11 protein-coding genes are annotated in these 11,874 nt (G+C 59.0%); 4 read left to right on the forward strand and 7 right to left on the reverse strand.

Going from position 1 to position 11,874, the window contains the following annotated elements; translation table 11 throughout:
- Nucleotides 1–21 precede the first annotated feature (21 nt).
- The gene (locus AC0J1C_RS06120; protein ID WP_473046034.1) at nucleotides 22–1,434 is read left to right on the forward strand and encodes an IS1182 family transposase; all 1,413 of its coding nucleotides are present in this window, start codon (nucleotides 22–24) and stop codon (nucleotides 1,432–1,434) included.
- Between the two features lie 163 nt (nucleotides 1,435–1,597).
- Here AC0J1C_RS06120 and AC0J1C_RS06125 read toward each other — a convergent pair whose 3' ends face one another.
- A complete protein-coding gene (locus AC0J1C_RS06125; protein ID WP_473046035.1) occupies nucleotides 1,598–2,122 on the reverse strand; it encodes a cold-shock protein in 525 nt (174 codons plus the stop codon).
- A gap of 222 nt (nucleotides 2,123–2,344) precedes the next feature.
- Between AC0J1C_RS06125 and AC0J1C_RS06130 the strand changes: the two genes are divergently transcribed.
- Entirely contained in the window at nucleotides 2,345–2,563 is a 219-nt protein-coding gene (locus AC0J1C_RS06130) for a SlyX family protein (RefSeq protein WP_091992110.1), read from the forward strand.
- Here the strand turns inward: AC0J1C_RS06130 and dapE are convergent, their stop codons facing one another.
- From dapE to map, 6 genes are read right to left on the reverse strand one after another with little or no spacing between them, the layout of a single operon-like run.
- Nucleotides 2,564–3,700 (reverse strand): succinyl-diaminopimelate desuccinylase, encoded by a 1,137-nt coding sequence (gene dapE / locus AC0J1C_RS06135; RefSeq protein WP_473046037.1) that lies wholly within the window; start codon nucleotides 3,698–3,700, stop codon nucleotides 2,564–2,566.
- Complete coding sequence (gene dapD, locus AC0J1C_RS06140; protein WP_091992112.1) at nucleotides 3,687–4,715, reverse strand: 2,3,4,5-tetrahydropyridine-2,6-dicarboxylate N-succinyltransferase; 1,029 nt, start codon at nucleotides 4,713–4,715, stop codon at nucleotides 3,687–3,689. The genes dapE and dapD overlap by 14 nt, the downstream gene beginning before the upstream one ends.
- Before the next feature lie 54 nt (nucleotides 4,716–4,769).
- Entirely contained in the window at nucleotides 4,770–5,120 is a 351-nt protein-coding gene (locus AC0J1C_RS06145; protein ID WP_473046038.1) for an ArsC family reductase, read from the reverse strand.
- Nucleotides 5,117–6,319: a succinyldiaminopimelate transaminase gene (dapC, locus tag AC0J1C_RS06150; protein ID WP_473046039.1), complete on the reverse strand. Its 1,203-nt coding sequence runs from the start codon at nucleotides 6,317–6,319 to the stop codon at nucleotides 5,117–5,119. Before dapC ends, AC0J1C_RS06145 begins: the two co-directional genes overlap by 4 nt.
- Nucleotides 6,316–8,961 (reverse strand): [protein-PII] uridylyltransferase, encoded by a 2,646-nt coding sequence (locus AC0J1C_RS06155; protein ID WP_473046040.1) that lies wholly within the window; start codon nucleotides 8,959–8,961, stop codon nucleotides 6,316–6,318. The genes dapC and AC0J1C_RS06155 overlap by 4 nt, the downstream gene beginning before the upstream one ends.
- Nucleotides 8,962–9,732 (reverse strand): type I methionyl aminopeptidase, encoded by a 771-nt coding sequence (gene map / locus AC0J1C_RS06160; protein WP_473046042.1) that lies wholly within the window; start codon nucleotides 9,730–9,732, stop codon nucleotides 8,962–8,964.
- Between the two features lie 253 nt (nucleotides 9,733–9,985).
- On the opposite strand from map, the gene rpsB reads away from it, so the two are divergent.
- Together rpsB and tsf are read left to right on the forward strand one after the other, a co-directional pair.
- Nucleotides 9,986–10,738: a 30S ribosomal protein S2 gene (rpsB, locus tag AC0J1C_RS06165; RefSeq protein ID WP_091992117.1), complete on the forward strand. Its 753-nt coding sequence runs from the start codon at nucleotides 9,986–9,988 to the stop codon at nucleotides 10,736–10,738.
- Nucleotides 10,739–10,830: 92 nt separating this feature from the next.
- Nucleotides 10,831–11,700 (forward strand): translation elongation factor Ts, encoded by an 870-nt coding sequence (gene tsf, locus AC0J1C_RS06170; RefSeq protein WP_375192087.1) that lies wholly within the window; start codon nucleotides 10,831–10,833, stop codon nucleotides 11,698–11,700.
- Nucleotides 11,701–11,874 lie beyond the last annotated feature (174 nt).

Consider the following 11,874-nt stretch of genomic DNA (forward strand, 5'->3'; position numbering starts at 1 on the left):
CATGGCTCGCGGTTATTTTTTATGAGACATCTGGAAGGTTCTCCTCGCAATCAGACGCTGCTGCTCCCACCCAGCGTTGAAGATTATGTTCCCGAAGATCACCCGGTGCGCGTAATTGATGCCTTTGTGGATTCACTGGATCTGTCGGACATGGGATTCAGGAAAGCGCAGACCGCTCACACAGGCCGCCGTCCTTATCATCCCGGCGACCTGCTCAAGCTCTATATCTACGCCTATCTTAATCAGACCAGCAGCACCCGGCGACTGGAGAAGGAATGCCATCGCAATCTGGAAGTGCTGTGGCTGATGAAGCAACTGGCCCCAGACTTCAAGACCATTGCAGACTTCCGTAAGGATAACGGTGATGCGGTCAAGAAGGTGTGCCGCCAGTTCATCGTTTTCTGCAAACAGGCGGGGTTGGTCAGCGGCCAGTTGGTGGCGATTGATGGCAGCAAATTCAAAGCGGCCGCCAGTAAAGATCAGGCCATCACCCGCAAGCAGCTGGAGAAACAGCTGGGCAAGCTGGACCAGAAAATCGATCGTTACCTTGCTCGGTTGGCGGCTTCGGAACAAGGCGATGACGCCGACCTGAACCGTGACAAGGTGTCCGAAGCCCTGGCTTACCTGCACGCCCACAAGTCACAACTGCAGGATGAGCTGAAGACGCTGGTTGATGAGGGTAAAACCCAGCTCTGCCGCACAGAGCCGGAGGCCAGGCTGATGAAATCCGGCCGGGAAGGCATGGTGGTGGGTTATAACGCGCAGAATGCCGTGGATGAAGCACACCAGTTGATCGTTCACCACGAGTTGACTCAGGCCGGCAACGATAACCAGCAACTGAAACCGATCGCCCAAGAGGCCCATGAGGTGCTCGAGGGTGATTTAGAGACGGTTGTTGCTGATGCTGGCTATTCGAACGGCGAACAGATAAGCGATCTTCACGCCTCTGGTTACGATGTGGCCGTGCCATCGAACCGGGCGGTCAACAATCAGGGAACCGGTGAGTATTTCCAGAAGAGTGACTTCACCTATTTGCCCGAAGAGGACGCTTACCGCTGTCCTGCCGGGGAGTTGTTGCCTCACAAGACCGTGAGCAACAAGGACCGGATGCACCTGTATGCGCGCTCCGGTTGCAATCAGTGCCCGCTTCAGACCCAGTGCACCAAGGCCGATCGACGCTGGGTCACGCGGCACTTTGATGAGCAGGCTCTGGAAACGGCGAGCAAAGCCGCGACACCTGAGCGGATGATCCGCCGGATGGCCACCGTTGAGCCGACCTTTGCCACACTCAAACGACTGCTGAACAACGGACGATTTACCTGCTGGGGTCTGGGTTCTGCCAGTAGTGAGTACGGTCTGGGTGTTCTGAGTTATAACCTGATGCGGGCGATCAACGTGTTGGGTGTGAAGGGAATGCTGGCAAGACTGGCTTGAGCTTGCTCCCAACGTTTTTATTGTCTGGAAATACCAACGGACTTAAAACAAAAATGCCCCGGACGGTGTCCGAGGCATTTTGTGGGCCCGCTCAGAAGCTATGTAAATCGAGTTTTCACACAGCCTCCGAGGGCTGCCTTTTCTGATTCAGGCCGGGCGAGCTTCAGTCACTCAGGATGGAAACATTATCGGCCTGCAGGCCCTTGTCGGCTTCCACAACGTTGAAACGAACCAGTTGGCCCTGGCGCAGAACCCGGCGACCACGGCCACGAATGGCGCGGAAGTGCACGAACACCTCGTCACCGCTGTCCCGAACGATAAAGCCGAAGCCTTTTTTCACGTTGAACCATTTAACGGTACCTTCCTCGTTGCCTTCGGGGCCGGTGTCGTCATAGCCGTCGTCGTCATCGGCCTGCTGCTGGGCACGGTTGCTGGGGCGCGATGAGGAACGCTGACGGGCCGGCTGTTTGGCGGCAATGGCAACGGCGAGAAAGCCCGCAGTACCGAAGAGCACCAGTGTGAGGATGTAGGCGAGAATGCCGCCATTGCTGCCCAGAGCTTCAACAAGCTGGCCCGCAGCAATCAGGCGCAGCGGCTCCGGGGTCAGGGTGAGCAGCAGGGCAAGGACCAGGGGAGCTGGAATGGCGATCAGGAGAGCAACAAGGATCGCTTTGGATGGATTACGCATTGACTGAAAATTCTCCATTCTTGTAACGCTAACGGTAAAAACCGGATATCGGGTAAAATCGCACATCCGGCCGGTGACAACCGCCAATTCCCGTGAAAAGGGAGCGCTGGCGGGCAAAAGCCGCATGATACCAGATTATCCCGAGCGCTGACCAAGCAACGGCGCAGTCAGTGTTATCGATCACATTCTTCAGAGAGCGACGCAGGGGAGAGCCCGAAGCCAATGAGCCAGAACGATCTGGAGACCCGTCTGGAAGAGCTGGAAACGCGGCTCGCGTTCCAGGATGACCTGATCAATACCCTCAGTGAACAGGTGGCGAAACAGGAGATGGACATCCGGGAGCTTTGGGAGGCCAAGCGCCTGCTGCATAAACAGCTCAAGGATGTCTCGCCGTCAAACATCAAGTCCGAGCAGGAAGAGACACCACCTCCGCATTATTAATCACGCCAGCAGGTCGATCAGTATCTGCTCGTAGATCTCCGACAGTATGTCCAGATCCTCGGCCTTCACACACTCATCCACTTTGTGGATGGTGGCGTTGATCGGGCCCAGTTCCACTACCTGAGCGCCGGTGGGGGCAATAAAGCGGCCATCGGAGGTGCCGCCGGAGGTGGAAAGCTCGGTTTCACGGCCCGTTACCCGCCGGATGGCGTCCTGGCTCGCAGACACCAGTGCGCCGCGATCGGTGAGGAAAGGGCGACCGCTCAAATGCCACTGCAGGTCGTACTTGAGGTTGTGCCGATCAAGAATGGCTACCACCCGTTCCTCGAGACTCTCAGCCGTGTTTTCCGTGCAGTAACGGAAATTGAAATGCACCAGGCATTCGCCGGGAATGATGTTGCTGCCGACTCCGGCTTCCAGCTTGGTAATCTGGAACGTTGTGGGCGGGAAGAAATCGTTGCCGTTGTCCCAGAACTCCTTGGCCAGCGCGTCCAGAGCCGGCGCCACCGAGTGCACCGGGTTCTCGGCCAGATGCGGATAAGCCACGTGGCCCTGAACACCGCGAACCGTCAGGTAGCCGTGCAGCGAGCCGCGGCGCCCGTTCTTGATCACGTCACCCACTTCGCGGGTGCTGGATGGCTCGCCGATCAGGCACCAGTCGATCTTTTCGTTCCTGGCTTCGAGGGTTTCCACCACCTTCACTGTGCCATGCTGGGCCGGGCCTTCTTCGTCGCTAGTGATCAGCAGGGCGATGGAGCCGCGATGGTTCGGGTAGGCCGCCACGAAACGCTCGCAGGCGGTCACGAAAGCGGCGAGGCTGCCTTTCATATCCGCGGCGCCCCGACCGTACAGAAAGCCGTCTCGGATCACCGGGTCAAACGGCGGGTGGGCCCAGTTTTTCTCCGGGCCGGTGGGAACCACATCGGTATGGCCGGCAAAGGCCAGCACCGGGCCGTCGGAGCCCTTGCGGGCCCAGAGATTGTCGGTGTCGCCGAACCGCAGGTGCTCCCCGGAAAAGCCCAGGGGCGCCAGGCGCGACATCATCAGTTCCTGGCAGCCGGCGTCATCGGGGGTGACCGATGGCCGGCGGATCAGGTCGATGGCCAGATCGAGAGTGGGGGAATCAGTTGTTTGCATGCAGCTCTTCGTTCAGCTCGATGGCGGACTTGTTGGTCTTGCATTCCACAGCGCCCGTCTGACTATTGCGACGGAACAGCAGGTCGGGCTGGTTGGCCAGGTCCCGGGCCTTGATCACTTCCACCAGCTCGTTGTTGTCATCAAGCAGGGCCACCTTGGTGCCGGCGGTGATATACAGGCCGGCTTCCACCTTGCAACGGTCGCCCAGCGGGATACCAATACCGGCGTTGGCGCCAATCAGGCAGTTCTCGCCCACGGAAATGATGATGTTGCCGCCGCCGGAGAGGGTGCCCATGGTGGAGCAGCCGCCGCCCAGGTCGGAGCCCTTGCCCACCATAACGCCGGCCGAGATGCGGCCTTCGATCATGCTGGTGCCTTCGGTGCCGGCGTTGAAGTTGATGAAGCCTTCGTGCATCACGGTGGTGCCTTCGCCCACGTAGGCGCCCAGGCGAACCCGGGCGGTATCGGCAATGCGCACGCCTTTGGGTACCACGTAATCGGTCATCTGTGGGAACTTGTCAACAGACTTCACTTCAAGGGTTCGACCTTCAAGCCTGGCCTGTAGCTGTCGCTCCGACAGTTCGTTCAGGTCGATGGCGCCTTCGTTGGTCCACGCCAGGTTAGGCAGCAGCCCGAAGATGCCGTCCAGCTTCAGGCCGTGCGGCTTGGCCATGCGATGAGAAATCAGGTGCAGCTTGAGGTAGACCTCCGGGGTGCTGGAAGCGGTGTCGTCGGTTTCCAGGATGGTGACCACCACCGGGCGCTTGCTGCCGGCCGCTTTCTCCGCGAGAGCGGCCTGGTCGGTTTGCCCGGCTTGGCGCAGCGCGGTTGAAAGATGGCTGAGCTGCTCCGCTGACGCACTGATGGCCTGGTTGCCACCGCGATAGTCCAGGGCGTTGGAGACCACATCCATCAGGGTGTTGTCGGGTGTCATGACCGGCTGCTGGTAAAACACTTCCAGCCACTCGCCCTGGTTGTTCTGGGTGCCGATGCCGATACCGAATGCAAAACTCATCTGATGGTTGCTCCTGTTGTATGAAATTGCCTGTTTTCGAAATTGATAATGGAATCAGTTGCGCCAGCTGGCCCATTCTTCTGCGTTGAAGCCGACGGAGATCTCTCCGTCACGGTCGACGACCGGGCGTTTAATGATGGACGGGTTTTCCAGCATGATGTCGTGGGCGCTTTGGGCGCTTTGGGCGCTAATGGTATCACGAACCTCGTCGGGAAGTTTGCGCCAGGTGGTGCCGCGCCGGTTCAGGAGGGTTTCCCAGCCAACGGCCTGTTCCCATTGCGAGAGCAGCTCGCTATCAAGGCCGTCTTTCTTGAAGTCGTGGAACTCATGCCCAATGCCATTTTCGTCCAGCCACTTGCGGGCTTTTTTCACGGTGTCGCAATTCTTGATGCCGTAGAGCTTCATGCCTTGTTTGCCTTTACGAATTCAACAATCCGGTGCGCGGCTTCCACGCACTCGTCCAGGGGAGCCACCAGGGCCATTCGCACGCGGTTTTCGCCCGGGTTGTGGCTGTTTACTGTTCGGGAGAGGTAGCGGCCGGGCAGTACATGAACGTTCTGCTGCGCCGACAGCTCACGGGCGAAGGTTTCGTCGTCCAGGGGCGTCTCTGGCCACAGGTAAAAACCGGCGTCTGGAAAATCCACCGCCATAACCTCACGGAGAATGGGCACAACGGCCTCGAACTTGGCCCGATAGGCGGCGCGGTTCTCCCGCACATGGTCCTCGTCGTTCCAGGCGGCAATGCTGGCCAACTGGTTGTGAATGGGCATGGCACAACCATGGTAGGTGCGGTATTTGAGGTAGCCGTCGAGAATCCTGGCGTCGCCAGCGACAAAGCCGCTGCGCAATCCAGGCAGGTTGCTGCGCTTGGACAGGCTGTGGAAGACCACGCAGCGCGCGTAGTCGTCCCGACCCAGGGCGGCACAGGTCTGCAGCAGGCCCTCGGGAGGGTTGCCTTCATCCGGGTAAAGTTCCGAATAGCACTCGTCGGAGGCAACGATGAAATCGTACCGGTCGGCCAGTTCAATCACCTTTGCCAGGGTTTCCCTGGGAATCACGGTGCCGCTGGGGTTGCCGGGAGAGCATAAGAAGAGCACCTGGCAATCACGCCATGTACTTTCCGGCACATCATCGAAGTCCGGTATGAAGCCGTTGGAGCCGTCGCAGGGCAGGTAAACCGGGTCTGCCCCGGCCAGGAAAGCCGCGCCCTCGTAAACCTGGTAGAAAGGGTTGGGGCTGACCACCTTCGCCGGTTTGCTGCTGTCGACGACCGCTTGCACGAGGGAGAAAATCGCTTCTCGTGTGCCATTAACCGGCACGATGTGGCGGGCCGCGCTCAGGCTGCCCGGAGCGAGGTTGAACCGCCGGGTTGCCCAGGCGCAGATGGCCTCGCGCAGCTCGTCGGTGCCCCGGGTTGTCGGGTAGTTGGCGAGCTTGTCCAGGTTGTTGGCAATCACGTTCTTGACGAATTCCGGCGATGGGTGCTTCGGTTCGCCAATACCCAGGGAAATCGGCCGGAGGTGCGTGGGCACGGTGATGCCGGCTTTCAGCTTGGCCAGTTTCTCGAACGGGTAGGGGTGAAGTCTGTCCAGGTTCGGATTCATTGAATGTCGTCCAGCATTTTACAGAGGTCTTGCTGCAGGTTGTGGCACACCGCGGGGTCCCTGAGCGGCTCGCCGTGTTCGTCGGTCACGAAAAACACGTCTTCCACTCGCTCCCCGAGGGTCGCAATCTTGGCGTTGGTCAGGCGAACCCGGTGCTCCAGCAGCACCTGGCCGATGCGGGCCAGCAGGCCCGGTCGGTCCGGCGTGATGACTTCCATCACCGTACGCTGGTTGATGGTGTCGTTGGAGAAGGTCACCTCCGTCGGGAAGGCAAAATGCTTCAGCTGCCGCGGCGTTCGGCGGTGGATGATGTCCGGATAGTCCTCCGGGTCGTCCAGCTCTTCGATCAGGCGTAGGCGCACCCGCTCTTTGCGGGCCGGGTCAATGCCCAGGGGTTGGCCTTTCTCGTCCAGAACCACGTAGGAGCTGATGGAGTAGGGGCCTTCGCTGGAGCTGATCCGGGCGTCGACGATGTTCAGGTTCAACTGCTCGAGCACCGCCGTGGTGGCGGCAAACAGGGCCACCCGGTCTTTCATGTAGATGATGATCTGGGAATACCCGTCGGTGGGGCCGCCCCGGGTGTCGCGTATCAGCACCAGCGGGTCCGGATTGTCGCCGTGGCGGATGATCGCTGCGGTCTGCCAGGCGATATCGACGGTGGAGTCCTGGAGGAAGTAGTCCTCGTCAACGGTGTCCCAGATGGCGTCGATCTGCTCGTCGGACATGTTCTGGGCATGGAGGATTTCCCGCGCCTCGGACTGGGTCGCCCGCACCCACTCCTGCCGGTCGATGGGTGTCTCGGTGCCACGGCGCAAGGCACGCTTGGTCTCGATGTAGAGCTGTCGCAACAGCGAGGCACGCCAGGTATTCCAGAGCTTCGGGTTGGTGGCGCTGATGTCGCAGACGGTCAGTACGTACAGGTAATCCAGGTGTGCCTGGCTGGGTACCGCCCGGGCAAAGCCGTGGATGATGTCCGGGTCGGAGATGTCCTTGCGCTGGGCCGTCATCGACATCAGCAGGTGGTTCTCCACCAGCCAGGAAATCAGCTGGGTGTCCCGCTCGCTCAGATGGTGCCGCGCACAGAAGGCCTCGGCATCGATAGCACCCAATTCTGAGTGGTCGCCGCCCCGGCCCTTGGCGACGTCATGGTAGATGCCGGCAATGTAGAGGGTTTCCAGCTTGGGCAGACGGTGGATCAGGCGTGAGGCGAGCGGGTACTCGGTGCGGGCCTCGGCGCTCCCCAGGCGAACCATGTTGCGGATCACCCGCATGGTGTGGGCATCCACCGTGTAGATATGGAACAGGTCGTGCTGCATCTGGCCGATGATCTGGCCGAATTCCGGTAGGTACCGGCCCAGCACGTTGTACTTCTTCATGGCCGACAGGGTCTGGTCGAGCGCGTGCGGGGTCCGCAGCAGCTCCATGAACAGCGTGGTGACGGCCAGATCCGACCGGAAGGCGTCGTCAATCAGATGGCGGTGCGCCCGGAGCGAGCGGATGGTGGTGGCGCGAATGCCCTTGATCTCCGGATGCTGGGCCATCAGCACGAAGATTTCCATGATGGCGTAAGGCGCGTAGGCGAACACCTGGTTGTTCACCGCCTCAATGTAGTAGTTGCGGATCTGGAACCGCTTGTTGATGGGCTGGATGGCGTCGTCGGACGAACTGCCAAGGATGGCCTCGTCGTAGTACTGCAGGATCACGTCAGCCAGCTCGGCCAGCGCCAGCACCGTGCGGTAATAGGACTGCATCATCAGTTCGACGCCCAGGCGCTTTCCTTCATCCTTGTAGCCAAGCATCTGGGCCAGGGCACGCTGGTGGTCAAACAGAAGCCGGTTCTCGTTGCGGTCGGCCAGAAGCTGAAGACCGAACCGCAACTGCCACAGGAAGGTTTCCCCCTGGAACAGGATCTGGTGTTCCTCTTCGGTGAGGATGCTGAACCGGGTCAGGTCGGCAATGTTCTGCAGGCCAAAATGGCGTTTGGTAATCCAGCCGATAGTCTGAATGTCCCGCAGGGCGCCTGGGGAGCCTTTCACATTGGGTTCAAGGTTGTACTCCGTGTCGCCGTATTTCTGATGGCGTTCCTTCTGCTCTTCCCGCTTGGCAATAAAGTAGTCGCGGTCGGTGGAGACATTGTCCGAATAGACCTGCTCGCTAAGCTCGCTGCGTAGTTCATCCGGCCCTGCGATGGTACGTGTTTCCAGAAGATTGGTGAGGATGGTTACGTCTTCCCGGGCCGCAGCCTTGCTTTCGTCAATGCTCCGAACGCTGTGTCCGATATCCAGTCGCAGATCCCAGAGCAGGGTTACGAAGGCGCCGAGATCCTCCTGCCAGGCTTCGTCGATGCCGTTGCGGGTCAGAATCAGCAGGTCGATGTCCGAGTGGGGGTGCAGTTCTCCCCGGCCATAGCCACCTACGGCAATCAGGGCGATGTCGGACGACCGGGCAAAAGGGTAGCGGTTCCAGATCAACCGAAGCACTGTGTCGACGGTGTCGGCCCGGGAGTGGACGAGGGCACGAACATCCGCACCCTGCCGGAACGCCTCGGCATCCGCATTGTATCTCTCCTTTAATAGCTCACGTGCCGCCTTTACCGGAGAGGGGTCGTTACTGATGCGGGATTCCAGCTCGCTCAGGTCCACTTAGAAGGATTCTTCCGTTCGCTTGGTCAGTACCTCGTGGCCGTCTGCGGTCACAAGGATGGTGTGCTCCCACTGGGCTGAAAGCTTGTGGTCCTTGGTTACCACTGTCCAGCCGTCAGGTAGCAGCTTGGTCTGGTACTTGCCCTGGTTGATCATCGGCTCGATGGTGAAGGTCATGCCTTCCTTCAGCTCCATGCCGGTGCCGGGTTTGCCGTAATGCATCACCTGGGGCTCCTCGTGGAAGACAGCACCAATACCGTGACCACAGTAATCCCGCACCACCGAATAACGATGCTTTTCGGCGTGCTGCTGAATCACGTGGCCTATGTCGCCCAGTCGCGTGCCCGGTTTCACCAGTTCGATGCCCTTGTAAAGACACTCCTGAGTGATCTGGATCAGGCGCTCGGTGCCGGGCTTGGGCTTGCCGACAATCCACATCTTGCTGGTGTCGCCGTGGTAACCATCCTTTATTACGGTGACGTCGATGTTCAGGATGTCTCCATCCTTCAGAATTTTCTTCTCGGACGGGATGCCGTGGCAGATGACGTGATTCACCGAGGTACAGATGGATTTAGGAAACCCTTTGTAGTTCAGCGGCGCCGGAATCGCTTTCTGCTCGTTGACTATATAGTCGTGGCAGATCCGGTCCAGTTCTTCGGTAGAAACGCCCGGCTTCACATGTTCGCCGATCATTTCAAGAACCTCGGCCGCCAGACGACCTGCAACGCGCATCTTTTCGATTTCTTCCGGAGTCTTGATCGATACCTGCATTGGGTTTCCCGTCGATGTGTGTCAAACCGGCATTTTAAGGGGCCTGCTGCCCGGGTACAAGGAAGCGGGCGCGCAAAAATAATGGCGTCCGATGGGCCGATTATGGTATAAACGCGCCCGCCGGAAACGAATCCGGCAAATTCACACACGTGTCGACACGTTATCCCAGGGTGCCTGCTTCTGGTTTCAAGGAGCGAGGTTGGGATGATCGGACACGTGGAGGACTAACCCGAAGCTAAAGAAGGTAACTATCATGGCTCAGGTAAATATGCGTGACCTGCTAAAGGCAGGTGCTCACTTCGGTCACCAGACCCGCTACTGGAACCCGAAAATGTCGAAGTTCATCTTCGGCGCCCGTAACAAGATTCATATCATCAACCTTGAGCAGACTGTTCCTGCCATGAACGACGCCCTGAAGTTCGTTCAGCAGCTGGCAGAGAACAAGAACAAGATCATGTTCGTTGGTACCAAGCGTGCCGCGGCCAAGATCATCAAGGAAGAAGCCGAGCGCGCTGGCCAGCCCTACGTGAACCACCGCTGGCTTGGTGGCATGCTGACCAACTACAAGACCATCCGTCAGTCCATCCGTCGTTACCGTGACCTGGAAACACAGAGCCAGGACGGTACTTTCGACAAACTGACCAAGAAAGAAGCCCTGGACCGTACCCGCGAAATGGACCGTCTTGAGCGTTCCATCGGCGGTATCAAGGACATGGGCGGTCTGCCAGACGCCATGTTCGTGATCGACGTGGATCACGAGCGTATCGCCATCAAGGAAGCCAACAAACTGGGCATTCCGGTGATCGGTGTTGTCGATACCAACAGTGATCCTGACGGTGTGGACTACATTATTCCGGGCAACGACGACGCCATTCGTGCGATCCAGATTTACGTGAAAGCCGTTGCTGATACCTGCATCGAAGCAGCTCAGTCGGCCGGTGCCGGTGCTGACGAGTTTGTTGAAGTCAGCGAAGACGCTGAAGGCGCTGCTCCGGCCGCCGAGTAACGCTTTACCTTCACGTTGAAGATCTGAGGTGCGCTCGCGGTGATTGCGGGCGCTCCTTCCCACCGAATTCGGAACAGTTAAGAGGATTGAACATGGCTGCAATTACCGCTGCAATGGTCAAAGAGCTGCGTGAGCGTACCGGCCTTGGCATGATGGAGTGCAAGAAGGCGCTCGTGGAAGCCGAGGGCAGTGTTGACGCGGCAATCGAAGAGCTGCGCAAGTCTTCTGGTTTGAAGGCCGCCAAGAAAGCTGGCCGTACTGCCGCTGAAGGCGCTTCACTGATCAAGATTTCCGACGACAACACCGTGGCCTACATTCTGGAAGTGAACTCCGAGACCGACTTTGTCGCTCGCGATGACAACTTCCTGAACTTCGCCAATGAAGTGCTTGACGTTGCTTTCAGCAAGGGCGAAACCGACGTTGCCAAGCTGATGGAAGGCGATCTGGAGTCCAAGCGCGAGGCGCTGGTACAGAAAATCGGCGAGAACATTACCGTACGTCGCATCGTCAAGGTTGAAGGTCCGGTTGTTGGTGGTTATGTGCACAGCAACAACAAGATCGCTTCCGTTGTGGCTCTGACCGCCGGCGATCCTGAAGTGGCTCGTGACATCGCCATGCACGCTGCGGCTGTTAACCCGCGCGTTGGCAAGCCGGAAGATATGCCGGCTGAAGAGCTCGAGAAAGAAAAAGAAGTCATCAAGGCCCAGCCGGATATGGAAGGCAAGCCTGCCGAGATCGTCGAGAAGATGATGGGCGGCCGCATCAAGAAGTTCCTCAAGGAGAACAGCCTTGTTGAACAGCCTTTCGTGAAAAACCCGGACCAGACCGTCGGTGAACTGATCAAGTCCAACGGCGGTGAGCTGGTTGGGTTTGTTCGCCTGGAAGTGGGTGAAGGCATTGAGAAGGAAGAGGTGGACTTCGCCGCCGAGGTTGCTGCTGCAGCTGGTACCGGCAAGGCCTGATCCTTCGTTCTGGCGCAGCGGGTCCCCGGGCTTGCTGCGTCACCTGAGTCTGCCACGTTAGCCGGTTGGTCCGGCTCTCGTGGCGGGCTTGTATCTGAGATACCCCTTTTTGGGAGGAGTATGTCAGATACAAGCCTGCAACGGATACCACGCCGGAGCGCAGCCAACAGACGA

The sequence above is a fragment of the Marinobacter sp. E2 genome, from assembly GCF_055755345.1.

Coding starts and splice junctions, on each gene's coding strand:
- AC0J1C_RS06120 (WP_473046034.1), top strand. CDS start 22: ATGAGACATCTGGAAGGTTCTCCTCGCAATCAGACGCTGCTGCTCCCA.
- AC0J1C_RS06125 (WP_473046035.1), bottom strand. CDS start 2,122: ATGCGTAATCCATCCAAAGCGATCCTTGTTGCTCTCCTGATCGCCATT.
- AC0J1C_RS06130 (WP_091992110.1), top strand. CDS start 2,345: ATGAGCCAGAACGATCTGGAGACCCGTCTGGAAGAGCTGGAAACGCGG.
- dapE (WP_473046037.1), bottom strand. CDS start 3,700: ATGCAAACAACTGATTCCCCCACTCTCGATCTGGCCATCGACCTGATC.
- dapD (WP_091992112.1), bottom strand. CDS start 4,715: ATGAGTTTTGCATTCGGTATCGGCATCGGCACCCAGAACAACCAGGGC.
- AC0J1C_RS06145 (WP_473046038.1), bottom strand. CDS start 5,120: ATGAAGCTCTACGGCATCAAGAATTGCGACACCGTGAAAAAAGCCCGC.
- dapC (WP_473046039.1), bottom strand. CDS start 6,319: ATGAATCCGAACCTGGACAGACTTCACCCCTACCCGTTCGAGAAACTG.
- map (WP_473046042.1), bottom strand. CDS start 9,732: ATGCAGGTATCGATCAAGACTCCGGAAGAAATCGAAAAGATGCGCGTT.
- rpsB (WP_091992117.1), top strand. CDS start 9,986: ATGGCTCAGGTAAATATGCGTGACCTGCTAAAGGCAGGTGCTCACTTC.
- tsf (WP_375192087.1), top strand. CDS start 10,831: ATGGCTGCAATTACCGCTGCAATGGTCAAAGAGCTGCGTGAGCGTACC.